This is a genomic window from Streptomyces bobili, from assembly GCF_002154575.1.
In the GTDB taxonomy this organism is placed as follows: Bacteria; Actinomycetota; Actinomycetes; order Streptomycetales; family Streptomycetaceae; genus Streptomyces; species Streptomyces bobili.
Window position 1 is genome coordinate 14282 of record NZ_MUBA01000073.1, and the last position, 26351, is coordinate 40632.

Annotated in this window: 22 protein-coding genes and 1 pseudogene; 11 read left to right on the forward strand and 12 right to left on the reverse strand. The window is 73.7% G+C overall.

The genetic code is table 11. The features are described from left to right. Positions 1-33: 33 nt before the first annotated feature. Together BZL64_RS07175 and BZL64_RS07180 are read right to left on the reverse strand one after the other, a co-directional pair. Complete coding sequence (locus tag BZL64_RS07175; RefSeq protein ID WP_086767243.1) at positions 34-462, reverse strand: SCO4983 family protein; 429 nt, start codon at positions 460-462, stop codon at positions 34-36. A 103-nt stretch (positions 463-565) separates the two neighbouring features. Beyond that, positions 566-1777, reverse strand: coding sequence for a pyridoxal phosphate-dependent aminotransferase (locus BZL64_RS07180; protein ID WP_086767245.1), 1212 nt, complete (start codon positions 1775-1777; stop codon positions 566-568). A gap of 125 nt (positions 1778-1902) precedes the next feature. Here BZL64_RS07180 and BZL64_RS07185 point away from each other — a divergent pair, with 125 nt between their 5' ends. Both BZL64_RS07185 and BZL64_RS07190 read left to right on the forward strand, forming a co-directional pair. After that, positions 1903-2586, forward strand: coding sequence for a hypothetical protein (locus tag BZL64_RS07185; RefSeq protein WP_143663026.1), 684 nt, complete (start codon positions 1903-1905; stop codon positions 2584-2586). Between the two features lie 456 nt (positions 2587-3042). Then, positions 3043-3936, forward strand: coding sequence for a S1 family peptidase (locus BZL64_RS07190; RefSeq protein WP_086767249.1), 894 nt, complete (start codon positions 3043-3045; stop codon positions 3934-3936). Positions 3937-3958: 22 nt separating this feature from the next. Here the strand turns inward: BZL64_RS07190 and BZL64_RS07195 are convergent, their stop codons facing one another. Next, positions 3959-5575, reverse strand: coding sequence for an N-acyl-D-amino-acid deacylase family protein (locus tag BZL64_RS07195; protein WP_086767251.1), 1617 nt, complete (start codon positions 5573-5575; stop codon positions 3959-3961). Positions 5576-5585: 10 nt separating this feature from the next. Next, positions 5586-6863: an amino acid deaminase gene (locus tag BZL64_RS07200; RefSeq protein WP_086767253.1), complete on the reverse strand. Its 1278-nt coding sequence runs from the start codon at positions 6861-6863 to the stop codon at positions 5586-5588. Positions 6864-7007: 144 nt separating this feature from the next. Here BZL64_RS07200 and BZL64_RS07205 point away from each other — a divergent pair, with 144 nt between their 5' ends. The 4 genes from BZL64_RS07205 to BZL64_RS07220 all read left to right on the forward strand — a co-directional run bounded on the left by BZL64_RS07205 (position 7008) and on the right by BZL64_RS07220 (position 9951). Next, positions 7008-8087, forward strand: a complete 1080-nt coding sequence (locus BZL64_RS07205; protein WP_086767254.1) for a PfkB family carbohydrate kinase — start codon at positions 7008-7010, stop codon at positions 8085-8087. Continuing rightward, positions 8084-8851, forward strand: a complete 768-nt coding sequence (locus BZL64_RS07210) for an IclR family transcriptional regulator (protein ID WP_086767256.1) — start codon at positions 8084-8086, stop codon at positions 8849-8851. Before BZL64_RS07205 ends, BZL64_RS07210 begins: the two co-directional genes overlap by 4 nt. Then, positions 8848-9258: a RidA family protein gene (locus tag BZL64_RS07215; RefSeq protein ID WP_086767258.1), complete on the forward strand. Its 411-nt coding sequence runs from the start codon at positions 8848-8850 to the stop codon at positions 9256-9258. Before BZL64_RS07210 ends, BZL64_RS07215 begins: the two co-directional genes overlap by 4 nt. A 102-nt stretch (positions 9259-9360) precedes the next feature. Then, a complete protein-coding gene (locus BZL64_RS07220; RefSeq protein WP_086767259.1) occupies positions 9361-9951 on the forward strand; it encodes a hypothetical protein in 591 nt (196 codons plus the stop codon). Here the strand turns inward: BZL64_RS07220 and BZL64_RS07225 are convergent, their stop codons facing one another. Then, positions 9952-11334 carry a M14 family metallopeptidase gene (locus BZL64_RS07225; protein ID WP_086767261.1) on the reverse strand — a complete coding sequence of 461 codons (1383 nt, stop codon included), beginning with the start codon at positions 11332-11334 and terminating at the stop codon, positions 9952-9954. 380 nt (positions 11335-11714) lie between these two features. Between BZL64_RS07225 and BZL64_RS07230 the strand changes: the two genes are divergently transcribed. Continuing rightward, on the forward strand, positions 11715-13856 hold the full coding sequence (locus tag BZL64_RS07230) for an ATP-binding protein (RefSeq protein WP_107430226.1): 2142 nt from the start codon (positions 11715-11717) through the stop codon (positions 13854-13856). Here the strand turns inward: BZL64_RS07230 and BZL64_RS07235 are convergent. Both BZL64_RS07235 and thrS read right to left on the reverse strand, forming a co-directional pair. Continuing rightward, positions 13817-14779: a nucleoside hydrolase gene (locus tag BZL64_RS07235; protein ID WP_086767262.1), complete on the reverse strand. Its 963-nt coding sequence runs from the start codon at positions 14777-14779 to the stop codon at positions 13817-13819. The two genes, BZL64_RS07230 and BZL64_RS07235, sit on opposite strands and share 40 nt — an antisense overlap. A 65-nt stretch (positions 14780-14844) precedes the next feature. Continuing rightward, positions 14845-16080 carry a threonine--tRNA ligase gene (thrS, locus tag BZL64_RS07240; RefSeq protein ID WP_086767264.1) on the reverse strand — a complete coding sequence of 412 codons (1236 nt, stop codon included), beginning with the start codon at positions 16078-16080 and terminating at the stop codon, positions 14845-14847. 443 nt (positions 16081-16523) lie between these two features. On the opposite strand from thrS, the gene BZL64_RS07245 reads away from it, so the two are divergent. Continuing rightward, complete coding sequence (locus tag BZL64_RS07245; protein WP_086767266.1) at positions 16524-17315, forward strand: hypothetical protein; 792 nt, start codon at positions 16524-16526, stop codon at positions 17313-17315. Positions 17316-17350: 35 nt separating this feature from the next. On the opposite strand, the gene BZL64_RS07250 is transcribed toward BZL64_RS07245, so the two are convergent. After that, positions 17351-18079 (reverse strand): GAF and ANTAR domain-containing protein, encoded by a 729-nt coding sequence (locus BZL64_RS07250; RefSeq protein WP_425276021.1) that lies wholly within the window; start codon positions 18077-18079, stop codon positions 17351-17353. Between the two features lie 147 nt (positions 18080-18226). Next, positions 18227-19570, reverse strand: coding sequence for a helix-turn-helix domain-containing protein (locus tag BZL64_RS07255; RefSeq protein ID WP_086767268.1), 1344 nt, complete (start codon positions 19568-19570; stop codon positions 18227-18229). Positions 19571-19757: 187 nt separating this feature from the next. Here BZL64_RS07255 and BZL64_RS40175 point away from each other — a divergent pair, with 187 nt between their 5' ends. Further along, positions 19758-19928 (forward strand): hypothetical protein, encoded by a 171-nt coding sequence (locus BZL64_RS40175; RefSeq protein ID WP_167396100.1) that lies wholly within the window; start codon positions 19758-19760, stop codon positions 19926-19928. Positions 19929-20053: 125 nt separating this feature from the next. Beyond that, entirely contained in the window at positions 20054-20359 is a 306-nt protein-coding gene (locus BZL64_RS07260; RefSeq protein WP_086767270.1) for a DUF6401 family natural product biosynthesis protein, read from the forward strand. Here BZL64_RS07260 and BZL64_RS07265 read toward each other — a convergent pair. Further along, positions 20356-24360 (reverse strand): nSTAND1 domain-containing NTPase, encoded by a 4005-nt coding sequence (locus BZL64_RS07265; RefSeq protein ID WP_086767272.1) that lies wholly within the window; start codon positions 24358-24360, stop codon positions 20356-20358. The two genes, BZL64_RS07260 and BZL64_RS07265, sit on opposite strands and share 4 nt — an antisense overlap. A 226-nt stretch (positions 24361-24586) precedes the next feature. On the opposite strand from BZL64_RS07265, the gene BZL64_RS39760 reads away from it, so the two are divergent. Next, on the forward strand, positions 24587-24745 hold the full coding sequence (locus BZL64_RS39760) for a hypothetical protein (protein ID WP_158101511.1): 159 nt from the start codon (positions 24587-24589) through the stop codon (positions 24743-24745). Between the two features lie 162 nt (positions 24746-24907). On the opposite strand, the gene BZL64_RS07270 is transcribed toward BZL64_RS39760, so the two are convergent. Further along, positions 24908-25735: a mechanosensitive ion channel family protein gene (locus tag BZL64_RS07270; protein WP_086767274.1), complete on the reverse strand. Its 828-nt coding sequence runs from the start codon at positions 25733-25735 to the stop codon at positions 24908-24910. A gap of 99 nt (positions 25736-25834) precedes the next feature. Next, positions 25835-26351, reverse strand: a pseudogene (locus tag BZL64_RS07275) (hypothetical protein); the annotation flags it as partial.

A 26351-nucleotide genomic window follows, 5' to 3' on the forward strand; every position in this document is an offset into this window, starting at 1 on the left:
CGCGGACCGGGGCCGTTCAGGGGACCCGGTGGGTCAGGCGGTGGCGGCCAGGGTGCCGGTCGCCGAGGTGTCGGTGGCCAGGGCGGCGGCGTGGGCGTCCATGCGCTCCGCCGCGAGGATCGCCGCCGCCGTGTCGGCTCGGGACGCGGCGACGACCAGGGCGCGTCCGGCGAGGGCGTGGGCCCGTCGGTGCAGGGCCGCGGTGCGGGTGGGTCCGGTGGTCGTGGCGCGGGCCGGCGGCCTGCCTCCGCGCAGCCGGGCGACCTGCCGTGCGAGCCGTTCGGCCGCGGCGTCGAGGTCGGTGGAGGGGCCCTGGGCGCGCAGCTCGTCGGTGACGGCCAGCAGCGCCGCGAGATGACTCGCGAGCTGGATGTCCAGCTCCTCCTCGCGGGTCCGGTGAGGGAAGTCGGAGGTGCCGGCCATCGTGCTGTGGACCGACTTGGTGCGGATCGGTTCGTACATGAGACGGCCTCCCGTGTGCTTGCAGGAAACCATCCTAGCTTGGAACTCGTCTAAAGTTGAGTCGATCTTAAAACCGGACCTGAAGGCTCGCCGGGCGTTGCCGTCAGGGCTGGCCGTAGCCGTCCAGGAAGCGCCCGATCCGCCCCACCGCGTCCCGCAGATCCGTCACCGTCGGCAGCGTGACCACCCGGAAGTGGTCGGGTTCCGGCCAGTTGAAGCCGGTCCCCTGGACGACCATGATCTTCTCTCGGCGCAGCAGGTCGAGGACCATCCGCCGGTCGTCCTTGATCTTGAAGACCGTCGGGTCCAGGCGCGGGAAGAGGTACAGCGCCCCCTTCGGGCGGACGCACGTCACACCCGGGATCTGCGTCAGCAGCTCGTACGCCGTGTCCATCTGTTCCTTGAGCCGCCCGCCCGGCAGCACCAGCTCGTTGATCGTCTGCCGCCCGCTGAGCGCGGCCACCACCCCGTGCTGACCCGGCATGTTCGCGCACAGACGCATGTTCGCCAGGATCGTCAGACCCTCGATGTAGGAGTCGGCGTGGGCGCGCGGCCCGGAGATCGACATCCAGCCGACCCGGTAGCCGGCCACCCGGTACGCCTTCGACATGCCGTTGAAGGTGAGCGTGAGCAGGTCCGGCGCGACCTTGGCGGTCGCGATGTGCGTGGCGCCGTCGTAGAGGATCTTGTCGTAGATCTCGTCCGAGCAGACCAGCAGGTTGTGCCGGCGGGCGATGTCGGTGAGGCCCCGGATCATGGCCTCGTCGTACACCGCGCCCGTCGGGTTGTTCGGGTTGATGATGACGATCGCCTTGGTGCGGTCGGTGACCTTGCGCTCGACGTCCGCGAGGTCCGGCATCCAGTCGGACTGCTCGTCGCAGCGGTAGTGCACGGCGGTGCCGCCGGACAGGGCCACGGCGGCGGTCCACAGGGGGTAGTCGGGCGCCGGGACGAGGACCTCGTCGCCGTCGTCCAGCAGGCCCTGCATCGCCATCACGATCAGCTCGGACACGCCGTTGCCGATGAAGACGTGCTCGACGTCCGTCTCGATGCCCAGCGTCTGGTTGTGCATGACCACCGCGCGGCGCGCGGCCAGCAGGCCCTTGGCGTCGCCGTAGCCGTGCGCCGAGGAGACGTTGCGGAGGATGTCCTCCAGGATCTCCGGCGGGCAGTCGAAGCCGAACGCGGCCGGATTCCCGGTGTTCAGCTTGAGGATGCGGTGCCCTGCCGCCTCCAGGCGCATCGCCTCCTCGAGAACCGGGCCCCGGATCTCGTAACAGACGTTGCTGAGCTTGGTCGACTGGATCACCTGCATGTCTGGGAGCTTACGGCCCGGTAACGCCCCTCGGGGCGTGTTTTCCGCCACGTGAGACGCCGGGTTTATGGCGGTATCGCCGCCCGCTGTCCCGGAGGCCCCTTGCCTCTCTACAATCCCCGGCCATGTCCAGGCCAGGTGAGAGCACGAACCGTCCGGTTCAGCCGAACGTGTACCTCCCGTACGCCGAGGCCGACCCGCCGCCGTACGAGGCGTACCGGGATCCGGCCGCGGCGCACGGGTGGGAGAACGCCTACGACGAGACCAGCGAGCTGCCCCGTATCGCGCAGGAGCCGGTCCCGCACGCGTACGACCCGCACGCGTACGACCCGCACGCGTACGACCCCGACGGGTACGACCCGCGGGCGTACGACGACCCGCAGGCGGCCGGTGGGCGCGCGGACCGGCGGCGGGCCGTCCGCAGGCCCCGCCGCGCGGTCGCCGCCCTCGGTGCGGTGGGCGTCGTCTCGGTGGCCGCGCTGGTCGCGGGCTTCGCCTTCACCGGATCGTCGGACGGCACGCAGAAGGGCGGGCCGGAGGGCACCCGGTCGGCAGCGCCGGACTCGGCGGGGGAGGCGCAGTCGCCGTCCCTCTCCCCGGAGACGGATGCCGGACGGTCCGCCGGGACCGGCACCTCGCCCACCGGCGCGCAGTCCACGCCCTCGTCGGGCCCCACGTCCTCCGAGCCGCCGGCGGCATCCCCTTCGGCCGCTCCGGCGACCGGCTCGGCACCCTCCGCGGCCAGTTCCGCCCCGGTGGCCGACTCGGGCAAAGGGAACCCCAAAGGGCGGGGCAAAAGGCCGAGGTAGGTGGGGAAGGGAGAGCGGCGGAACGCGGTGAGACGCCCGCGCCTTCCGGCCGCCCCCGGCGGCTGACCTTCGGACCTGTCCGGAGCGCACGCCGCACGGCTCACGCCGGCTTTCGGCGGCGGGGGTGGCTCCCGGCGCCCCCCGGTCGGCGACGCGGAACGGTGCCGCTGCCGCCGCCGACAAGCGTGCCGCCGCCCTGCGGCTGCACCGCCTCCTGCCGACCGAGCATCCCGGCCCGCTCTCCCCGAGTCCCCGAGTCCCCGACTCCTGGACTCCCTGACACCCCCCGCCGCTTCCGTCAGCCATCGTGCTCGGCGGCTGAAAAGTGATCCTTGCCGTCCCCTCCCCCTGCGCTAACAATGCGCATGACAAAAAGCGCGCATGATCCATCGCGCGTGTCACAGCAGCGGCGGCCGGAAGATCTCCGGTCGCCTTGTCGTCAGAGGGGACCCCCACATGAGAAAGCCTCTCGTCGCCGCGCTCATCGCCCTGGCCATCGCCGGGGCCGGTGCGGCGCCCGCGGTCGCCGCGCCCGTGAGCGAGGCGCCGGCAGCCGTGAGCAGGACCTCGGCGCAGCCGGTCGCGGACACGAAGGCGGCGGCCTCGCCGACCCTTCAGGCCGTCACGCTGGCCGGGACCGTCTCGCTGAGCAACTGTTCCGGCTCCCTGGTCCGTTTCCCGAACTCCCTGGACACCGACCCGGCCCTGGTCCTCACCAACGGCCACTGCCTGGAGACGGGCTTCCCCGCGCCGGGCCAGGTCATCGTCAATCGGGCCTCCAGCCGCACCTTCGGGCTGCTCAACTCCGCCGGCACCCGCGTCGCCACCCTGCGCGCCAGCAAGATCGCCTACTCGACGATGACCGACACGGACGCCACGGTCTACCAGCTGACCAGCACGTACGCGACGATCCGCAGCTCCTACGGCATCAGCGCGCTCACCGTGCAGGACACGCACCCCACCGCCGGCACCGCGATCACCGTCGCCTCCGGCTACTGGAAGCGGCTCTACAGCTGCAACATCGACGCGTTCGTGTACCGCATCGAGGAGGGCGACTGGACCTGGAAGGACTCGGTCCGTTACACCTCCGCCTGCCAGACCATCGGCGGCACCTCCGGCTCGCCCGTCGTCGACCAGGCCACCGGCAAGGTCGTCGCCGTCAACAACACCGGCAACGAGGACGGCGAGTCCTGCACGGTGAACAACCCGTGCGAGATCGACGCGAGCGGCAACGTCACCGTCCGCCAGGGCATCAACTACGCCCAGCAGACCTACCAGTTCCCGGCCTGCTTCACGACCCGCAACCAGCTCAACCTGAGCGCCGCCGGGTGCGCCCTGCCCAAGCCGTAGGGCGACGCGGAGGGGCGGTCCGTCACCCGGCCACGGGAGAGCGGCGGACCGCCCGCCCCGCCAGTACGTCCGTCCGCCGCCCGTCCTCGATGACTAACCGGCCGTCGATCAGGACGTACGGGATGCCGGTCGGCGGCGTGCGCGGCGCGTCGTAGGACGAGCCCGCCGCCACCGTCCGCGGGTCGAACAGGACCAGGTCGGCGCGGTGCCCCTCGCGGACCAGACCCCGGTCGGGCAGGCGCAGGCGGGCCGCCGGTCGGCCGGTGAGGTGGGCGACGCACTCCTCCAGCGACAGCACCCCCGACTCCCGTACGTACTCCCCGAGATACCGGGGGAAGGTGCCGTACGCGCGCGGGTGGGGCTTGGCGCCCTGGAGGATGCCGTCCGAGCCGCCGGTGTGGACGCGGTGGCGCATGATCGCGCGGACGTTCTCCTCGTGGCCGACGTGCTGGAGGATCGCCGGGGCGAGCCGGTCCTCGACCAGGAGCCGGCGGGCGGTCGTCCAGGGCGTCTCGCCGCGCAGCGCCGCCGACTCCCGGACCGTACGGCCGACGTACTCGCCGAGTCCGGGACCGCCGACGCCGGAGATCTCGACGGTGTCCCAGTCGACCGGCACACCGTGGCAGCCGTCGGAGCCCACCGTCTCCAGGTCGTGGCGGATCCGCTCGGCGGTCCCGTCGTCCGCCAGCCGCCGCAGGATCTCCCGCGGGCCGCCCTCGCTCGCCCAGCTCGGCAGCAGGGCCACCAGGGTGGTGCAGCCGGCGGTGTAGGGGTACGTGTCGAGGGTGAGGTCGGCTCCGGCGGCCAGCGCGTCGTCCAGCAGGGCCAGCAGTTCCGGCGCCCGGCCCTCGTTCACGCCGAAGTTCATGGTGGCGTGGGCGAGATGGAGCGGGCAGCCGGTCTGCCGGGACAGCTCCACCATCTCCGCGTACGCCTCCAGGGCTCCCGCACCGTAGGAGCGGTGGTGCGGGCAGTGATAGCCGCCGTGGGCGGCCACCACCCGGCACAGTTCGGTCAGTTCGGCGTTCCTTGCGTACATGCCGGGCGTGTAGGTCAGCCCGGAGGACATGCCGACGGCGCCCTGTTCCAGCCCCTCGGCGACCAACTGCCGCATCCGGTCCAGCTCGGCGGGGGTCGCCTCGCGGTCGTCCCAGCCGACGACCAGGGCGCGGACCGTGCCCTGGGGGACGAGATAGGCGGCGTTGACGGCGATGCCGCGGTCCAGCCGGTCGAGGTACTCGCCCACCGACCGCCAGTCGAAGTCGATGTCGTCGCCCGAGCCGTTCCACCCGGCGACGGACCGGCGCACTCCGTCCAGCGTGCGGTCGTCGACGGGCGCGTACGACAGCCCGTCCTGGCCCAGCACCTCCAGCGTCACGCCCTGCGCGGCCTTCGCGCCGTGGTCCGGGTCGCGCAGCAGGGCGAGATCGCTGTGGGCGTGCATGTCGATGAAGCCGGGGGACAGGACCAGCCCCTCGGCGTCCAGCTCGCGGACCGCCTTCGGACGCTGGCAGCCGGCAGCCGCCGCCTCCTTGACGATCGAGACGATCCTGCCGCCGTCGACGACCACGTCGGCGCGGTAGGAGTCCGCGCCCGTGCCGTCGACCACGTCCGCGTCCCGGATGACGAGATCTTCCACGGCGGGCCTCCTAGAAGAAGGTACGGATGTAGTCGACGACCGTGCCGTCCGCCTCGGCCAGCGGGATCAGCTGCCACTTGTCGAAGGACGTGCACGGGTGGGACAGGCCGAGGCCGACCCAGTCGCCCACCTCCAGGTCCGCGTCGGGGGCCGTCCGCAGCCAGGCGTGCTGGTCGGACAGGGCGCTCACCTCGATGCCGGTCGCCGCCCGTTCGACGCCGTCACGCCGGACGGCCTGGGCGAAGGGCAGGTCGAGGTCGTAGGCCGCGTCCCGCTTGCCGGCGTTCACGAAGGCCTGCTCGGCGGACGGCCGGGACACCACCTGCGCCCAGAGACGGAACGCCGGTTCCAGCGCACCCTCCCCGGGGACGCGGTTGAAGGGCGTGATCCTGCGGTAGTGGCCGTCGTCGTGCGAGACGTACGCACCCGACCGGAGCAACTTCAGTACGGGCAGGGAGAGTTCGGGGATGCCGGCGAAGACGTCGGCGACCGCGTCGAACCAGGCGCTGCCGCCCGCGCTGACGACGATCTCGTCCACGCCCGTGAACCGCCCCGCCTTGTCGAAGTCGACGGCCAGCGCCACCAGCCGGCGCAGCCAGGCGTGGACGCGCTCCGGGTCGGCCCCCGGCACCTCGCCCTCGTAGCCCGCCACGCCCACCAGCCGCAGGGTGGGCGCCGCGGCCACCGCGTCCGCGACCGCCGCGCACTCCGCCTCCGTGCGGACCCCCGTGCGGGCGCCCTCACCCGCGGCCAGCTCGACGACCACGTCCAGCGGTCGGGCCGCCCCGCGCAGAGCCGCGTCCATCAGCTCCACTCCGCGCACGGAGTCGACGTAGCAGACGAAGGAGAAGCCGGGGTCGGCGGCCAGTTCCGCCGCGGTCCAGCGCAGGGCCGCCGGGTCCACCAGTTCGTTGGCGAGGAAGACCCGACGGACGCCGTACGCCCGCGCCACGCGGACCTGGTGGGGGACGGCGAGGGTGATGCCCCAGGCGCCGTGCTCGATCTGCCGCCGGAACAGCCGGGGCGCCATGGAGGTCTTGCCGTGCGGGGCGAAGGCGAGGCCGTGGCGGGTCGCGTACGTCTCCATGAGCCGCAGGTTGTGGTCCAGGCGCTCGGCGGACAGGGCGAGGACCGGCGTGCTGAAACCGCCGGTGAAGAGGTTGCGGCGCTGGGCGGCCAGTTCGCCGACCGTCAGGCCGTCGGCGTCCGGCGGGAGGCCCTTGAAACGGTGGTCGACGCGCTCCTCGGCGAGCCGCGCGAGCGCCTCGGTTCCGGGGTCCAGGGCCATGCGAGCCTCCTGAAGAGAAACGGGTTGCGTTGCGTTATATGCAACGCTCATTGCGTATGCCGCTCACCGCTGTCTAACATTTCGGCCGACGCGGGTCAACGGAGCCGACCAGACCCGCACACCGGCCAGGGAGCTACGACGATCGTGACCGCCACCGGACCGCGCAACGCCCCCGACGTCGTGGACGTCGTCGCGCTCGGCGAGTCCATGGTCACCTTCCTGCCCTCCCGGTCCGGCCGCCTCGCCGACGTCCCCACCTTCGGCCGGGCCATCGGCGGCGCCGAGTCCAACGTGGCCTGCGCGCTGGCCGCCGCCGGCCACTCGACCCGATGGATCAGCGGCGTCGGCGCCGACGGATTCGGCGACCACCTCGTCGAGACGATCGGCGCGTACGGCGTCGACGTCACGGCCGTCCGGCGGGACCCGGCGCGGCCCACCGGCGTGTACTTCCGTACCGCCGGGGACCGGGCGACCGACGCCCACGAGGTGGCGTACTACCGGGCCGGGTCGGCGGCCTCCGCGATGGCGGCGGGGAACGTGGACCTCACGGCCGCGCGCGCCGGACGCGTCCTGCACCTCACCGGGATCACCGCCGCCCTCTCCGCGGAGTGCCGCGGACTCCTCCGCGAGCTGACCGCGCCCCGCCCCGGCCGTCCCCTCGTCTCCTTCGACGTCAACCACCGCCCCGGACTCTGGCCGGACGACGACGGCCCACACGTCCTGCTGGAGCTCGCCCGCGGCGCCGACCTCGTCTTCGTCGGGGCCGACGAGGCACAGGAGGTGTGGGGCCCGCACGGCGCCGAGACCGTCCGCCGGGCCCTGCCCGGCCCCGCCACACTCGTCGTCAAGCAGGGCGGACACGGCGTCACCGCCTTCGACGCCGGCCACGTCACCTTCGTACCCGCCCCGCACGTCGACGTCGTCGCCGCCGTCGGCGCCGGGGACGCCTTCGCCGCAGGCTTCCTCTCCGCGACCCTGCGCGGCCTGCCCATGAAGGCCCGCCTACGTCACGGCCACCTCTGGGCCGCCGCGGCCCTCACCGTCCCCGGCGACCTCGCCGTACCCCCGCCCGCGGCCTCTCGGGGAGGGGCCGCGCCACGCCCCGGCTGGACCGCACACGCCGACAGCCTCGCCGCCCTCGACGACGGCGCGTGGGACAGACTTCGACTCGGCCCCGGCTGGACACAAGCCGCGGCGGCCACCGAGGAGGTACCCACCCCATGAGCCAGACCGTCGACCGCGCCCTGAGCATCCTGCCGCTGCTCGCCGAGGGGCCCGCCGATCTCGGGCAGGTCGCCGACCGCCTCGGCGTCCACAAGTCCACCGCCCTGCGGCTGCTGCGGACCCTGCACGAGCACGGCCTCGTCTACCGCCAGTCCGACCAGCGCTACCGCCTCGGCGCCCGTCTCTTCGCCCTCGCCCAGGAGGCCATGGAGAACCTCGACGTCCGCGAGATCGCCCACCCCCACCTGGCCCGGCTCAACGAACGCTGCGGACACACCGTGCACCTCGCCGTGTACGAGGAGGGCGAGGTCCTCTACATCGACAAGGTGGAGAGCCGCTACCCGGTGCGGATGTACTCCCGGATCGGCAAGCCGGTCGCCATCACCGTCGCCGCAGTCGCCAAGCTGCTCCTGGCCGACCTGCCCGAGCCGGAGCGGCGCACCATCGCCGAGCGGCTCGAATACCCCCTCTACACGGCCCGTTCCACCCCCAACGCCCCCGCCTTCCTGCGGGAGCTGACGAAGGTGCGCGAACAGGGCTGGGCCACCGACCTCGGCGGCCACGAGGAGTCCATCAACTGCGTCGCCGCCCCCATCCGCGGCGCCGACGGCCGGGTGGTCGCCGCGATGTCGGTCTCCGCGCCGAACGTCGTCGTCACCGCCGACGAACTCCTCACCCTCCTCCCGCAGGTGCGCCGCACGGCGGACGACATCAGCGGCGAGTACTCCGGCCGGACCCCAGCGAAGGACACCGTAGGACCATGACCGAGAAGATCGCGCTCACCCCGAACACCCACACCACCCCGCCTGCGAGGTTCTCGCACGGCGTGCGCAAGGGCAACATCCTCCAGGTCGCCGGCCAGGTCGGCTTCCTGCCCGCCGAGGAGGGCAGGCCTCCCACACCGGCGGGCCCCACCCTGCGCGAGCAGACCCTCCAGACCCTCGCCAACGTCAAGGCGATCCTGGAGGAGGGCGGCGCGAGCTGGGACGACGTGATGATGATCCGCGTCTATCTGACCGACGTGGACCACTTCGCCGAGATGAACGACCTCTACAACGCCTACTTCGAGCAGCAGGCGCTCACCGCCCCGCCCGCCGCCCGTACGACCGTCTACGTCGGCCTGCCCGCGGGGCTCCTCGTCGAGATCGACGCGCTCGCCGTCCTGGACTGAGCCTGTTGGTCCGGCCGCGGTCGCTCTGTCACGTGTAGGCGTCTCATAACGAAGTGGGGGCTGACTGTGTCCGGCACAGGATCGTCGACCATACTGCCCGCTGTGGAGCAGCGTATAGGTTCGAGCAGCCAGCCCCTGGAGGGCGCCGGATTCGATCCGGCATTCATCCCCGGGCTCACCTCACCCGTGACCGCGGCGGCGAAGGACGCGGAGCCGAAGGACGCGGAGCCGGAGGACGCGAAGCCGGAGGTCGACTCGGAGAGCGAACCGGCGGCAGCGGCCGGGGAGTCCGAGGACGCCGAGTCCAAGGACACCGAGTCCGAGGACCCGGAGTCCGGCGAGGCTTCGGACGGTCCCGTCTTCGAGGCGGCCGACCGCCGGGCGCGGATCGTCGCCGACTCCCGTGGCGTCCGCCTCCGCCTCGACGAGGAGGAGTGCGAGTTCCGCTGGGAGGAGATCGGCGCGATCGAGACCGAAGTCCCGCGTTTCGGCAAGCGGTTGACCATCACGGTGCACACCCCTGACCGTCGCTGGTACCCGATCGAGATCGAGGCGACGGCCAGGGGCCGCTTCAAGGAGTGGGACGAGCAGCTGGACGCGGTTCTCGACGCCTACTTCGACGACGAGGCCGACGGCAAGGACGCCGACGGCAAGGACGCGGACAGCAAGGCGGCCGAAGAGTCGCCGTCCTGATCAGCCGCAGTACTGGGCCTGCTTGCCGATGGACCGGTACATGCAGTCCGAGTTCTCCAGCAGTTGCAGCACCGCGTCCTTGTTGCGCGCGGTCTCCCGCTCGATGACCTCGTCGGGCGGGTAGAAACCGCCGCCGCCCGACGAGCCCGGGTACATCTCGAAGGTGTACGAGAAGATCTTGTGCGTGCCCCAGAGGTAGTCGTCGATCGACCCGTCCGTGATGTACAGGTCGCTCGCCTGCTCCGGGGTGTACCCGTTGCTCGCGGCCATCGACCGGCCGACCGTGGCGAAGGCGTTGCGGTCGTCCGCGGTCATCCCGGTGGTCGTGTCCGCCGAGGTGTAGCCGAAGGGCCACAGCACCAGTTGGCTGTACGTGTGGAAGTCGATGCCGGCCTTGATCTGCTGGACGCCGCCGACGACCCGGCTGCGCACGAAGTTCGCGACCACCTTCACCTCGGGCGCCGACTCGGCCGCCGTACCCCGGTACGTCTCGGAGGATGCCGAGCCCGAGGAGCCACCGCAGCAGCCCCACCGGTAGGCCCAGTTGCGGTTCATGTCCGTACCGACCGCCGTGGAGCCGGAGTTGGGCTGGCGGTTCTTGCGCCATGACCGGTAGGAGCCGGTGGCGACGTCGTACTCGCCGCCGTCCGGGTTGAGGTCGGGCACGATCCAGATCTCGCGGTTGTTCACCATGCTGGTGACGCGGGAGTCGGTGCCGTAGCCGGCGCCCAGCTCGCGGATCAGGTACAGGGCCATCTCCACCGTCAGGTGCTCACGGGCGTGCTGATGGTGGGTGAACAGCACCTCGGGCTCGGCCTCGTCGGTGCCGACGTTGTCGCTGATCTTGATGGCGACGATGTTGCGGCCCTGGTAGGAGGTGCCGATGACCCGCTTGCTGATGATGTTCGGGTAGGCCGCGACGCGCTGGTCGATCTCCGCGTTCATCTCGGCGTAGTTGTGGTAGCGCGAGTCGGCCGACGGGAAGTCGTAGAGCCGGGTCTCGCCCTCCGCGACGCGGTTCGGGGCCGCGCCGAGCGGGGCGACCTCGTAGCCCTGCGCGCGCAGCTTCTTGATCTGGTCCGCGCGGCCGGAGACGACGACGGTCTCCTCGTCGGCCTCGTCGACGCTCACCCCGGACGCGGCGATCGCGGTGCGCATCCGCGACGTGCTGTGGTGGACGTGGATCTCGTACTGGCGGATGTCGTCGGCGGAGGACGCCGGTTTCGCGGCGCTGCCGGCCGCCGCGTTCGTGGCCGTCGCCGAGACCGGGGCGGCGAGGGCGAGGGCCATCAGGGCGGCCAGCGCGGCGGTTCGCCTGCCGCTGCGGCCGGGACTGCGGGTGCCTGCGCCGCGGCTGCCCGCGCCGCGTGTGCGGAGTCGCATGGGTTCTCCTCGGTTCTCCAGAAGTCCGGGATCGCCGGACACGTGGGGGATGGAGCGGGGACGGAACTGTGTGCGGGCTGTGCGTGCGGGGTGCCGCTCATCGTCGGTGCGTGACATGGTCAGGTCAAGAGTGCGCAAGGCGCCGAATGGCCGGAATCGTACGGAACGACCGCGCGCCGGAGTGGGGTTGCCGCGCCGATAACGGCCGCGCAGTGTACGCGTGACCGGCCCTCATGAGGCGGACCCTGGCAAAGTGCACCCGTGTGTGTGAGTGGCGCGTGCATATATGTACGCCCCAGGGAAGGCTGAGGGTCCGCGTACAAGAGGAGTCCGGCCCTCCGGCTCCTTCGAGGACCCCACCCCAAGAGGACTGGCTGATCATGGGCGGATCAGCGCCGGGCAGGGACGGCCACCTGCCGGTGGAGACGACCAGCTTCGTCGACCGGCGCGGCGAACTGGCGGAAGGGCGCGAGCTGTTGGCCGGCGCCCGGCTGGTGACCCTGACCGGCCCCGGCGGCGTCGGCAAGACCCGGCTGGCCGGGCGGATCGCGTCCCGCGTCGCCCGCGCCTTCCCCGACGGCGTGCGCTTCGTGCACCTCTCCGGCCTGCGCGATCCCGAACTCGTCCCGCTCGCCGTCGCGGACGCGCTCGGCCTGCACGACCACTCCGCCCGCCCGGCTCTCGACACCCTCGTGGAACGCCTCCAGGACCGGCGGCTGCTCCTCGTCGTCGACAACTGCGAGCATCTGCTGACCGCCTGCGCCGCCCTCGCGGGCGCGCTGCTGCACGGCACCACCGGTGTCCGGATCCTCGCCACCAGCCGCCACCGGCTCGGCCTCACCGAGGAACACCTCATGGACGTACGGCCGTTGCCCGTCCCCGACCCGGAGGGCGACCTCTCCGCCGCCGACGGCTACCCGGCCCTCGCCCTGTTCGCCGACCGGGCCGCGGCCGTCGTCCCCGGCTTCCGCCTCACCGCCGCGAACCGGTCGTCGGTGGCCCGCCTCTGCCGCCGTCTCGACGGCCTCCCGCTCGCCATCGAACTGGCCGCCGTCCGGATGCGCGTCCTCGACGTCGACCAGCTCCTGGCCCGCCTCGACGACCGCTACCGGCTCCTCACCGCGGGCAGCCCCACGGCCGCCCCCCGCCACCAGACCCTCCGTGCGGCGGTCGCCTGGTCCCACGAACTGTGCGAGGAGGCGGAACAGCGGGTGTGGGCCCGCCTGTCGGTCCTCCCGGCGGGCTTCGACCTGGAGACGGCGGAGGCGGTGTGCGGGGGCGTGGAGGCGGGCGTGGGCGCGGACACGGACGCGGACGGGGATGCGGACGCGGGGGAGGGATCCCCGCCCCTCCAGCCGTACGACGTCCTCGACGCCGTCGCCGGGCTCGTCGACAAGTCCGTTCTGTGCCGGGAGACCGGCCCCGACGGTGGCGCCAGGTACCGGCTCCTCGACACCCTCCGGGAGTACGGCCTGGAGCGCCTGCGCGAACAGCCCGGCGAGGAACACGCCACCCGCACCCGCCTCCGCGACTGGATGCAGCACCGGGCGGCCACCTGCGAGCGCGACTGGTTCGGCCCCGGCCAGCCCGGCATCGTCACCCGCCTCCGTGCCGACCAGGACACCCTGCGCGCCGCCCTGGACTTCAGCCTCACCACCCCCGGCGAGGCGCTCGCGGGCCTCCGCCTCGCCGGCACCCTGTGGTTCCACTGGCACGCCTGCGGAGCCCCCCGCGAGGGCCGCTACTGGCTCGACCGCGCCCTGGCCTCCAACCCGGAGCCCACCCCCGAACGCGCCCGCGCCCTGTGGGTGTCCGGCCTCCTCGCCGGCTGCCCCGAGGACCTCACCCGCGGCCGGTACCGCGCCGGACAGGCCCGCGACCTGGCCCACCGCCTCGGTGACGCGGCGGAGGCGGCCCACGCCGACTACGTCATCGGCGTCATCCGCCTCTTCAGCGACGACCTGGAGGGCGCCCTGGCCCACTTCCGCGCCGGTGTCGACCGCGGCCGGGTCCCCGGTCAGCACCTCAGCCTGGTCGGCCTCGACCGCGTCGAACTCGCCTGCGCCCTGGGCTTCCTGGGCCGCGCCGACGAGGCCATCGCCGTCTGCGAGGAGACCCGCGGGCTGTGCGCCGCCCACGGCGAGCAGTGGGTGCTGTCGTACGTGGAACGGATGCTGGCCCTCGCCCACACCGTGAAGGGCGACTGGGAACGGGCGGAGCGGCACGGCCGCGAGGCGCTCCGCCTCAAGCTCGCGGTGCACGACGTGGTCGGCATGGGCCTCACCCTCGACCTCCTCGCCCGCATCGCCGCCGAACGCGGGAGCCCCGACCGCGCGGCCCGTGACCGTGCGACGGCCGACCGCGGGGCCCGTGACCGGGTGACCGCCGACCGCGTCGCCCACGAGCGCGGCGGCCCTCCTCCTGGGCGGCGCGGCGATCGTCATGGCGACCAGGCGCCGCAGGTCCCTCTAGCGGCGCGGGGCTACGCCCCTTCCACCACCGTCAGCCACAGCTTCACGTAGCGGTCCACGTCGACGCCCAGGGCAACGTCCACCAGGGACTGTTCGCGGGGGCCGTGGTGGATCTCGGATTCGCCGGGGCGGGGGCGGCGGTCGACGATGGTCTGGCCCCGGGTGGCGCCCGGGGCCAGGCTCACCTCGACCGGGAGCAGTTCGGTGGTCAGGCCGCCCGGGTCGACGACCGCGCAGACCGCGCCCGCGTCGCCGAGGCCACCCGTGGGGGTGGGGTCGCCCGAGGTCGCCGGGTCGCGGTGGGCGAGGAGTTCGCCCGCCAGCCGCAGGCGGGGATCCGCGCTGGCGCGCAGCCGCTGGACGTCGCCGGCCGGGACCAGCACCTCCTTGAAGACGTCCAGCCCGTACATCGTCATCGGCACCCCGGCCGTCAGCAGGATCGCCGCCGCCTCCGGGTCGTGCCACACGTTGAACTCGGCGACCGCCGTCGCGTTGCCGGTCGCCACCGCGCCGCCCATGAACACGATCCGCTCGATGTTGCGCACCACCTCCGGGTGCGTACGCAGCAGCAGGGCGATGTTCGTCAGGGGCGCGGTGGGGATCAGGGTCACCGGCCTCGGCGAGGCGAGGATCTCGCGGCGCAGCAGCGTCACCGCGTCCACGTCGACGGGGCGGCGGGTGGGCGCGGGCAGCCCCAGGTCGCCCATCCCGTCCTGCCCGTGCACATGCCGTGCCGTGCGCACCGGCTCGATCAGCGGGCGCTCGGCACCCCGAGCGACCGGAATGTCACCGGCCCCGGCCTGCTCCAGCACGGTCAGGGTGTTGCGGACGACGCCGTCCACGTCGGTGTTCCCGGCCACGCAGGTGATCGCCCGCACGTCCAGCCCTGGATGCCGTACGGCGAAGAGCAGGGCCAGGGCGTCGTCGACCCCGGTGTCGCAGTCGATGATCACCGGAATGGGCTGACCGGTCACGGCGGCGCTCCTCTGCATGCGTGCGAGCTACGTCTACGTCTACGTCTACGTCTACGTCTGTGACCTTACGCAGCGGGCCACAGTTCGGCTCCACGATCCGCGGCTCGGGCGGCGATCCGCTCCAGCAGCTCCGCCACGGGCACCGCCCCCGGCCGCCTCCCGTCCCGCAGCCGTACGGCCGCCAGGCCCGCGTCGGCCTCCCGGTCCCCGATGACCGCCTGGTACGGCACCAGCCGCGCCGCCCGCACACGGGCGCCGAGGGTGCCGTCGCCGGGGCCGGACACCTCGGCCCGCAGCCCACGGGCCACCGCCCGCCGTACGACCTCGTGGGCCCGTTCCTCCTGCGCCTCCGCGATCGGCAGCACCACCAGCTGCACGGGGGCGAGCCAGGTGGGGAAGGCGCCGCCGTGCTCCTCCAGGAGGTGGGCGACGGCCCGTTCCACGCTGCCGATGACGCTGCGGTGGACCATCACCGGGCGGTGTTTCGCGCCGTCGGGGCCGATGTAGTGCAGGTCGAAGCGTTCGGGCTGGTGGAAGTCGATCTGCACGGTGGACAGGGTGGACTCGCGGCCCGCCGGGTCGGTGATCTGCACGTCGATCTTCGGGCCGTAGAAGGCGGCCTCGCCCTCGGCGGCCTCGTAGTCGATGCCGGAGCCGTCGATGCCGGAGCTGTCTAGGACCTCCCGCAGCAGTGCGGTCGCCCGGCGCCACAGCCGCGGGTCGGCGACGTACTTGCCGCCCTCGCCGGGCAGCGAGAGACGGTACCGGGAGGCGCGGATGCCGAGGTCGGCGTAGGCGCGCGCGATGAGGGCGAGGGCGGCTCGGGCCTCCTCCACGGCCTGCTCCAGGGTGCAGAAGATGTGCGCGTCGTTGAGGTGGATCGCCCGGACGCGGGTCAGCCCGCCGAGCACACCCGACAGCTCGACGCGGTACATGCCGCCCAACTCGGCGATGCGTAGGGGCAGTTCGCGGTAGCTGTGGGAGCGGGAGCGGTAGATGAGGGCGTGGTGGGGGCAGAGGCTGGGCCGTAGGACGACCTGCTCGGCGCCCAGGTCCATGGGCGGGAACATGTCCTCGCGGTAGTGGTCCCAGTGACCCGAGATCTCGTACAGGTCGCGCTTGCCGAGGACCGGCGAGTACACGTGCCGGTAGCCGGCGGCGCGCTCGGCCTCCCGGACGTACTCCTCCAGGGTGTGGCGCACGATCGCGCCGTCCGGGAGCCAGTAGGGCAGGCCCGCGCCCATCAGCGGGTCGGTGTCGAAGAGATCCAGCTCGCGGCCGAGCTTGCGGTGATCGTGCATGGTCGTCGCTCCTGCGGTGAGGAGGCGAGCACCCGCACGACGAAGCCCCGGGGCACTCGCCCCGGGGCTTCGGACATGGCGTCCAGTGGTCAGCGCGCCGGGACACTCTCCGGCGTCGTCGTGAGAGACGGGTGTACGGCGCGCTTCATACGGCGACCGTAGCAACGGGCGGAGACGGCGGGCGAGCGAATAACCGGCGGGCGGGACGGCGGCGGGGCCGGCGGGACGGCGGCGGACGGGCGCCGACGGGGCGGCCATCAGCCTGGACGCATCGCCGCGCAGGTCGGCCGTTAGCCCGGACGGACCGCCTCGCTGGTCGGGCGGCGGTGGCGGTGGTGCCGTGGGAGGGAGCACCCCGCGGTGCCGGGACGCGGGGCCTCGTGCCCCGCCCCGCGGCACACCCGACGACCCGGTGCGCACCGGCCACTCCAGGAGGCACTCCGATGACCCGCCGTACCCTCCGCGCCTCCGCCCGCGCCTCCGCCCGCGTCTCCGCCCTCGTCGTCACCGGGCTGCTCGGCGTCACCTCCTGCGCCACCCTCGGTCTGGAACACCCGCCGACGGCACGGCCCGCCGCGCCCACCGTCGAGCAGTCCTCGGCCAAGCCCACCGCGCCGGCCGCCTCGCCCGTCCTCACCGACGCGCAGGCGCACGAGGCGCTCATCACCGGCACCGACCTCGGCGAACCGTGGACGCCGAGCCGCTCCATCGCCACCTGGCGGGACGGCATGCTCAAGGCCACCACCCCGACCGCCGACTGCCAGAAGCTCCTCGACGGCCTCTACAGCGACGAACTCCTCGGTGCCCCGCCCCGCGCGGTCGTCGCCCTCGACGACGCCGACACCGGCGCCCAGCTCCGATACCAGCTCACCGACCGGCGCCCCGCCGACGTCGACCGCACCCTCGGCTGGCTGAAGACGCTGCCCGAGAGGTGCGCCCGCTTCACCGCCAAGGCGCCGGACGGCACGGTCCTCGACGCGACCGTGGCCGAGCAGCCGCTGCCCGAGGTGGGCGACGCCCGCCAGGGCCTGCGCGTCATCCTCACCAACTGGAACACCGACGGCGACCCCGTCGCCCTCGCCCTCGACGTCGCCACCGTCCGCGCGGGCCAGGACACCTTCACCCTCACCAACGGCGGCCTCACCGACGTCCCCAACGAGGCCACCCAGGCGGCGGTCCAGCTGGGCGTCCAGCGGCTGACGGAGGTCCGCAAGCAGGGGCGCGTACAGGTGTAGGGGCGGCTAACCGGTTCGGTCCGGTCCGGGCGCGCTCAGTCCCCCTCCTCGGTCCCGTCGAAGCGCGTCGTGCCGTGGACGACGTCCTGGGACAGGTCCAGGACCGTACGGCCCTCCGCGAAGGCGTGGGCGCGCAGGAGGGCGAGGGCCTCCTCGGGGCTCACGCCGCGTCGGGCCATGACCATGCCGACCGCCTGGTGCACGCCGTCGTGGCCGGTGGCCAGGGGGCTCAGCCAGACGTCGTCGCCGTACCGGCCGGCCTCCTCGCCGCGGGGCAGGGCCATGAGGGCCACCGTCAGCACGTCCGCCACGATCCGCGCCGTACGGACCTCGTCGGCGGCCAGTTCGCCGGGGCGGTCCCGGTAGAGGTCGAGGGTGCCTACGCACACCGTCCGGTCGCCCAGGGGCAGCGCGTACACCGCGCCCACTCCGGCGGCGGCGGCCTGCTGGGCGAAGACCGGCCAGCGGGAGGCGTCCCGGCCCGCCGTGAGGTCGGAGGCGAACACCGGCGCGCCCGTCTCCGCCGCCCACAGGCACGGTCCGTCACCCAGCGTGGCCTGCACCTCCATGAGATGCGCGGCCCGCTCGCTGCTCGCGCTCACCGGTACGGGCATCCCCTCGCCGCGCAGCGACACGCTCGCGTCGATCACCGGCAGCAGCCGTACGGCCGCGGCGCACAGCCGTTCCGGTACGTCACCGGGTTCGGCACCGCGCATCTCCTGGGCGATCACCTCGGCGACCCGCTGCCGGTTCCGGTCGGGCACGGTGATCACCTCCGCCCGCGGGTACGGCTCCGGAGTCCTCGTCGCCCGCCGGGTACCGCTCGCAGGGGCGGGGGAAACCGGCGGGAGCGGGGCTGCCGGACCACCGGACCGCCTCACGGCAACCACCCACCGACTCGGCGCGGCCCGCTACAGCGGCGGCTGGGCCGGGGCCGGGCCCAGGGTCGTCGTGCCCGGCGCCGTACGGTGCCCGAGGCCCGTGCGGTACGCGTCCAGGGCGGCCTCCACCCGGCCCGTGCGGCGCAGCAGGTCACCGAGGAGACGGCACAGGTCGGCGAGGTCACCGGCGGCGCCCGCGCGTTCCAGCAGGCTCAGGGCGCGGACGTAGTGCTCCTCGGCGGAGTCGGTGTCGCGGGCGTCCTCGGCGATGATGCCGAGCAGCCGGTGCGCGCCCGCCGCGTGCACGGCGCCGCGCTCGGAGGAGAGGTCGCCGAGCACCTCGTGCAGCAGGGCGGCGGCCTCCTCGGACTTGCCGCGGCGGTGCAGGACGTCGGCCAGCTCGACGGCGACCTGACTGGTGTAGAGGGCGGCCCGCTGGGCCGACAGCATGGCCTGCGCCTGCTTCAACTCGTCCTCGGCGCGCTCCAGCTGGTTGTTCTGGGCGTAGACGTAGCCGCGCATCCAGTGGCAGTTGGCCAGCTCGGTGCGCAGCCGGAGCTGGCGGTACAGTTCGGCGGCCTTGGCGAGGGAGGCGTCGGCCTCGGCGAGCCGGCCCTCGGCGAGGAGGGTGCGCGCCACCGAGCGGTGCATCCGGGCGACGAGCGCGGGGTCACCGGCCTGCGGCGCGAGGGCGAGGGCGAACTCGGCGGCCTGGGCGGCGCGGGCCTGGGCACCCATGTCCATGTACGGGCCGATGACGGAGGCGTAGAGCAGCAGCAGCGCGTCGGGGTCGTGCAGGCCGCCCCGGTTCAGCTCGTCGAGGGTGGACTCGAGCAGGTAGACGGCGTACCGCAGCTCCCCGGCGAGGTAGTGGGCGACGGCCCGGCCGCGCAGGGCGGGGACGCGGGCCGGGAGCGGCGCGTGCGCGAGACATTCCTCCGCCCGCTCGAAGTGGAGCCGGGCCGTCTCCAGCTCACCGGCCTCGATCCCGCACTCCCCGAGTCCGAGCAGGGCGGTGGCCCGCTCCGCCACGAGGCCGTGCTCCTCGGCCTCCGCGAGCAGTTCCGCGTACTGCCGTGCCGCCTGCTCCGCCTCCCCGGTGGCCAGGGCCCGCTGGGCCTCGGTGAGGCGCAGCCGCAGATCGGTGACGAGCCGGGCGGAGCGGCCGGTGGCCAGCTCCTCGAAGTCCACGCCGAGGCGCTCGGCGATGTATCTGAGCGCCTCGTCGGAGGGCCGCACCCGGCCGGCCTCCAGGGTCGAGACATAGGCGGGGGTGTACGTCGGCTCGGCCAACTGCCGCTGCGTCAGCCCCTGTCCGACCCGCAGCCGCTGCACCCGGCGTCCGATGACCTCCGGTTCGTCCCGCTCACCCACGGCCCGAATCACCCCAACTCACCCTGACCCTCTTGCCGTTCGGAGCGCGCAGCCCCTAGGTTAAACGGCGTGTTAAGCATGCTTAATACACCGCTGACGTAACAGCCGCTGTCGTTGTCGCTTTTTGTCCGCGGTCTTTCGTCCGCCGCCGTTTGTCCACTGTCGCCGCCGACGTTGCGAGGTTGCCGTGCCAGGACGCACATCCGCACCCTACGGGCGCCCCTCCTGGAGGTACGCCAGAGCCGTCGCGGCGGCCGTCATAGCGGCGGCGGCCCTGATCGCCGCCGCCAACGCGGTCCCGGCCCGCGCCACGGACACCCCCCAACTGTCGACCGGCGTGGAGCGCGTCGGGAAGTGACGGCCGGGGACGACGGCCGGGGACGAGCGCGTCCGGAGTGGCGGTCGGCGCGATCCGCGAATGTGACGGAAACCATGACAAACAGCCGTCCCTGTTCCCACCCCGCCCGCCGTACGGTGGAACGCATGTCCCCCCTGGCCGGCATCAGCAGTGCCTACGCGCCCCGCTTCGCGGAGTTCGCCTTCGAGCCTGCCTTCACGGCCGCCGTGGACCAGCACGTCGCGGAGATAAGGGAGCGCCTCGCCGCCACCACGCCGGGCCTGATCCCCCGGCCGCCGCACCGCGAGGACCTCGCCGACTACGCCATCGGCTTCCTCGACGCACTCACCGAGATCGACTGGCGCGAGCCCGTCGGCCACGACTACGCGGTGTGCCGCCTCACCGCCATCACCTGGCTGGTCCGTCACCACGGCCTCCTCCAGGGCGGCTAGGCGACCGGTCGGCGAGGTGCGGCGGGGACCACCTGGTCGCACGTAGTGCGGTACGGCGTCTCCGGGGCGTAGGTGCGCCACTGGTCGCGGGTGAGGCCGCCGGCGGCTCGCGCGCACACCCTGTCCACCGCACGGGCCGGGTCGACGGCGTACCGCTGGAGCGGGACGTGCGGGGCGGCCACGTACAGGGTGGTGCTGTCGGCGCTGAAGGACACGGACTGGATGCCCTCGCCCGCCGTCGGCACCGGTCCGCCCAGCGGCTGCTGGGTCGCCACGTCCCACAGCTGGAGGGTGCCCGCGTCGCCGCCCACCGCGAGGGTGCGGCCGTCGGGGCTCACGGCCAGCGCGCCCACCGCCTCCGGGGTGTCGCCGACCGGTGACGGAAACACGTTGCGCAGCACGCCCGAGCGGCGGCGCAGCTCCCCGTCCCACAGCGCGACCCGGCCCGAGACGTCCCCGGCCGCCAGCAGCGTCCCGGAGCGGTCGAAGGCGAGGGCGCCGACCTGGTCGCCCCGGACCAGGGCGCGCCGTACCGGACGGCCCAGGGGGCGGGTCACCATGCCGTCGTCCGCGAGCAGCAGGCTGCCGTCCGGGTGGACCGCCAGATGGACGCCGGCCAGGCCGTGCAGGACGGTGGTGCGACGGCCCGAGGAGACGTCCCACTCCTCGTCGACGGTCTCGCCGGAGGCGTCCGTGCGGGCGGTGTAGAGGGTGCGGGCGTCGGGGGAGAGCGCCAGCGAGATCACCGCGCCGGCCTCGTCCGGGGTCGTCGCGTCCAGCGCCGCCGTCCGGCGGCCCGCGCGCACGTCCCACACCGTGATCCGCTGCGGCGCCGCCTGCCGGCCGGGCGCCGAGACGCCGTAGGCGAACGTCGAGCCGTCCGGGCCGAACGCCATCAGCGGGACGGTGTCGGCCGGGACGACCGGCAGGGCGCGGTCACGGGAGACGGGCGGCGGGGGGACGGGGAGAGTGCGGGAGGTGCCGGCGCCGTTCGTCGGCATGAGGCGGAACGTGTAGTGGGTGCCGGTGCGTTCGGCGGTGGCCAGGGTGCGGCCGTCGGGGCTGAGCAGGACGCGGTCCAGGGGGCGGTTCCGCCAGGCGCCGGTCGTCGGTGCCGTCACGTCGAGGGAGTGGACCGTGCCGCCCTCCAGGTAGCGCAGGACCGGGCGGCCGGGGTCCCAGGCGAGGCCGCCGTACAGGCGCTGGTTGTTCAGGGCGTGGTGGAAGACGGGCGTCTCGGGGGCGGCCAGGCGCCACACGCAGATCTCGCCGCGGTTCGCGGTGGCCAGAAAGGCGCCGTCGGGGCTGAAGGCCGCGTGCGAGGGGAGGGGCGCGGGCAGGTCCGCGACCGTGCGGCCGGTGACGGTGTCCCAGACCCGCACGCCCGACTCGGACAGAACGGCGAAACGGGTCGTGCCGCGCGGGCCGGGCACGAGCGCCGACGTCTCCCCGCACATTCCGCGCGCCCGGTCCCAGTCCCCGGCCAGGACCCGCCCCGCCTCACGCACCGTCGGCGCGCCGCCGACCGGGCAGGTCGCCACCGTGCGGCCACCGGGGAAGACGGCCACGTTCGCGGCGCCCGCCGTGCCCCGCGTCACGGACAGCGGACGGCCGTCGACGACCGACCGCAGCTCCACCCGGTCGTCGTCGGCAGCGTCCTCGACACGCCCGCCGCTGCCCATATCGCTGCCGGTTCCGGTTCCGGTTCCGGTTCCGCTGAGGAGGTACCCGTCGCCGCCCGGCGTGAAGACCAGGTCGTACGGGGCGGCGGTCCGGCGGGGCGGGCCGCCGGTCCAGGTGCCGGTCACGGTGTCCCACAGGCGCGGGCCCTCCGCCGTGGCCAGCGCGAGCAGCCGGCCGTCCGGGGAGACCGCGTCCACCGTGTGCGGGCCCGCGGGCAGCCGCCCCGAGCCGGTACGGCGGTGCGCGGCCACGTCCCAGGCCGTCCAGCGGCCGTCGGCCACACTGAGCAGGGTCCGGCCGGAGCCGATCAGAAAACGCCGGGGCCCGTCACCGGGGGCCGGGTCGGAGAACGCGTCGCGCTCCGGCTGGGTGAGCGCACCCAGCAGTGCGCGCCGCGACTCGGGCAGCGGGGAGATGCGCCAGGCGGCCACGCCGAGCCGCATCGCCGCCCGCGGGTCGGTGGTGCGCAGCGCGTCGGCGACGGCCGCGATCCGGCGGGCGGCGGTGTCGGTGCGCTGGCGCCGGGCCTCGCAGGCCTGATCCCAGGCGGCCACGCCGGTGAGCAGCGCGAGGGCCAGCACGGCGGAGAGCGCCGTCACCAGCGTTCGCGCCCGGCGCGCGGACCGCTCGGCCGCGTCCCGCTCCGCCGTACGGGACTGGAGCGAGGCCCGCAGGAAGTCGCGTTCCGGCGCGGTGAGCGCGCGGTCCCACGCCCGGTCGGGAAACAGTTCCTCCACGCGCGCGAGGCGGCTGCCCCGGTACAGGCTGCCCGGGTCGTGGTGGTGCTCGCGCCAGACGCGGGCGGCGTCCGTCAGCGCCCGGTGGTGGCGCAGCCGTTCCCGCTCCTCGTCCAGCCAGCCGCACAGCCGGGGCCAGCAGGTCAGCAGCGCCTCGTGGGCGAGCTGCACCCCTTCCTCGTCGACGGTGACCAGCCGCGCCTCCGCCAGCCGCTCCACCACCGCGGGCACACCGGGATCGGCCCATTCCGCCAACTCGGCCCGGCTGACCGGCCGTCGGGTGTCCGGCGCGGCTGCCGCCGGGCGTCCCGGCCGTGCCCCGTCCCACCGCGACAGCAGCCGGCGGGAGGGATCACGGAGGACCGGGGACGGCTCCCCGCCCACGGCCCCGGCCGGGAGCTGACCCACCGGGCCGGAACCGGCGGACGCGTCCTGGCCCCCAGTCCCAGCCCCAGTCACCGCCCCCGTACGGCCCGGTTCGACGAGGCGCAGTAACAGGTTGCGGGCCGTCTCCGCCCGAGCCGGGGAGAGCGCGTCGTAGACCTGGTCGGCAGTGGCCGCGATGGCGCCGCGAACCCCGCCCGCCGCCTCGTACCCGGCGAGGGTGAGCATCCGGCCCTTGCGGCGGCGCCAGGTCTCCAGCAGGGCGTGCGAGAGCATCGGCAGGGCGCCCGGCTGGTCGAGGACGTCCTCCACTATCCGTGCGGTCAGCTCCCGTTCGACGAGCAGCCCGGCCGCCTGCGCCGGACGGACCACCGCCTCGCGCAGCTCGTCCGCGGTCATCGGGCCGAGCAGCATCCCGGCGCCGGACAGGACGTCGGCGAGGGCGCGGTGCTCGGCGCAGCGGGCGTAGAAGTCGGCGCGGACGATGAGCAGGACCCGCAGCCGGTTCCCGGGATCGCGGGCGGCCAGCAGGAGGTCGATGAAACGGGCGCGTTCGGCCCGGTCCCGGCAGAGGGTGAAGACCTCCTCGAACTGGTCGACGACCACCCAGCCCACCGGCCCGGCCGCGGCGGACGGCGCCAGCAGCCGCCCGTACGTCTGCGCGGGCCGCTCGCCGGGGGTGAACACCCGCAGGACGGCCGTACCGCCGAGGCGGGTGATCTCCTCGCGGATCCTGGGGATCATCCCCGCCCGCAGCAGCGAGGACTTGCCGCTGCCGGACGCCCCGAACAGCACCGCGAGGCGGTGGTCGGACACCAGCCTGCACAGCTCCTCGATCATCCGGTCGCGGCCGAAGAAGAGGTGCCGGTCGCCGGGCTCGAAGCGGGCCAGCCCCCGGTACGGCGCTCCGTCGTCCCCGTCCCCGGACACCGCGACGGCCGTCTCGGCCTCCTTCCAGCGGGGCTCCCAGTCACCGGGGTCGCCGCCGCAGGCACGGACGTAGCCCTGGAGGACGGCGAGTGACGGCAGCCGTTCCCCGGCCGCCGCCTGCGACAGCGTGGTGGCCGAGAACCCGGCCTCGCGGGCCATCTCCCGGTACGACGGCCCGCCGGCCGCCCGCCGCAGGGCGCGCAGCTCGTGCGCCAGCCGCTGGACGGGTCCGGCCTCCGGGTCCAGGGGTCTCTCGGGTCGCCCCATGTGTCACCTGCTTCCGCGCTGCTCCATACGCCTTCGTACGGTGCCTCGATGACACGTGAGTGAAGCATGTCCTAACAAAGAAGAGAGCGGTTTCTGCATTGATTGGCCTGCTGGAGAGGGGTGCCAATCAACTCCCGCGCTGTGAACGTCGGTTGCACCGAGCCGCAGCGACGGCCCGGCCCGACCAGCCGGGCGACCCCGCACCCGCACGTGGAGCAACGACCTCATGCCCCAGGCAGTCAAGACAGGCACGCGCAAGACGATGTCCCGCCTCGGCAAGGCCGCCCTCGTGGCCGGCACCACCACCGCACTGGCCATCGGGCTCGCGGGCAGCGCGTTCGCCGCCGCCCCCGGCCCGCCGCCCTGGCAGGCCTATCAGCCGTAGGCCCGTGCTCCGACCGGGCGTGCCCGCTGACCTGACGCACCCGGCCAACGGCCCGGCCAAGCACCGCTGACGGCCCGACCGCGCACGGCGAACGGCCGCCGTCGGAAGGCTCTCCGCCCTCCGACGACGGCCGCTCTCACGTCCGCGCAGGTCCCCCACCCGTCACATGTCGCCGGAGCGCGGCGGCATGCCGGGGTCCTGCCGCCGCATCGGGTCGGTGTTGAGGTCGGTCCGCTCCCGCACCGGCTGGTTGGCCAGCGCGTCCGCACGGCCGGCCTGGTAGGCGGACATGCTGCCGCGGGCGTTCGACGACTCCCGCTCGGCGGTGGTCAGCCAGCGCTCCCAGCGCTGCCGCATCGGCCCGATCATGCCGCCGCCCAGACCGACGATCATGATGCCGGCGACGGTCGCGAGCGCCGCGTACAGCACCGGCTGGATGACGGTCATCGCGATGCCCGCCTGGCCGAGCGCGGCGAACACGCCGAGCACGAGGATGCAGGCCCACACACCGGTCGCGACGGCCCCGCCGTACGACACCGACGACAGGGCGCCGGCCACGATCGAGCGGACCGCGTTCGCGATGGCCATCGCCACGACGACCAGCACCACGGCGACGATGCCGCGCGGCAGCCAGGCGACGATGCCGTCGATCATCCTGCTGACCGGGTTGGCGCCGAAGACGCCCAGCGCGAGCTGGAGGGTGATCAGGATCAGGGCGTAGTAGACGATCTTGCAGACGATGCCCGTCATGTCGTACTTGGAGTCACGGAGATAGCGGTCGGTGCCCGCCTTCTCCGCGAGCCGCTCGGAGCCCACCTTCCGCAGGACGCGGTCCAGGATCCGGGTGATCATCTTCGACACGAACCAACCGATGGCGAGGATGATGAGGAAGCCGACGAGCTTCGGCACGAACTGCGCGATCTTCGACCAGGCATCGTCCAGGCCCTGGGTGAAGTCGATGGCAAGGGTGGTGGCGTGGGTGGTGGCCATACGTGGCACCTTCCTCGGCTGACGAGCGTCCCCCTCCGTCCTGGATAGCAGTCACCAGGGCGTCCGGCCTCGCGGGACCGCCGGACGGGTGACGCCCGCTCAGCTCTGGGTCTGCAGGTGGCGGAGCTGCTCGCGGACGTGGTCCAGAGCACCCTGCCGACGGCCCGGCACCCGGCCGCGCAGCTCCGCGAGCGCCGGCCCGAGAGCACGGGCCCGGTCCCGGTCCGTGATGCGCCCCCACTGGTGATGGGCCCGGTCCACGGCCGCCTCCACCGGCACCGCGTCGGCCGGCTGCCCCGCGGCCAGCCGCGCCGCCGCGACCGCCATCCAGGTACGGCAGCTGCGCTCCGCGTCGCCCGCGAACATCGCCAGATCCGCCCGCACCTCGGACCAGTGCAGGACCTCCGCCGACCCGGCCCCGTGCGCGAGGAGAGCGGCGTGCTCCCACCGGGCGGCGAGAACGTCGGCGGCGGGATGGTCACCGGCCTGGACGGCGGCGGTGATCAGGGCGTGAGGGTCGTCCTCCGGCCCGCCTGGGGTTACCACCTCCGGGGGAGCCTGCGGACGAGACCGATCGGGGGGTCCGGGGGCGAAGCCCTCGGGGACGGGAAGGGAA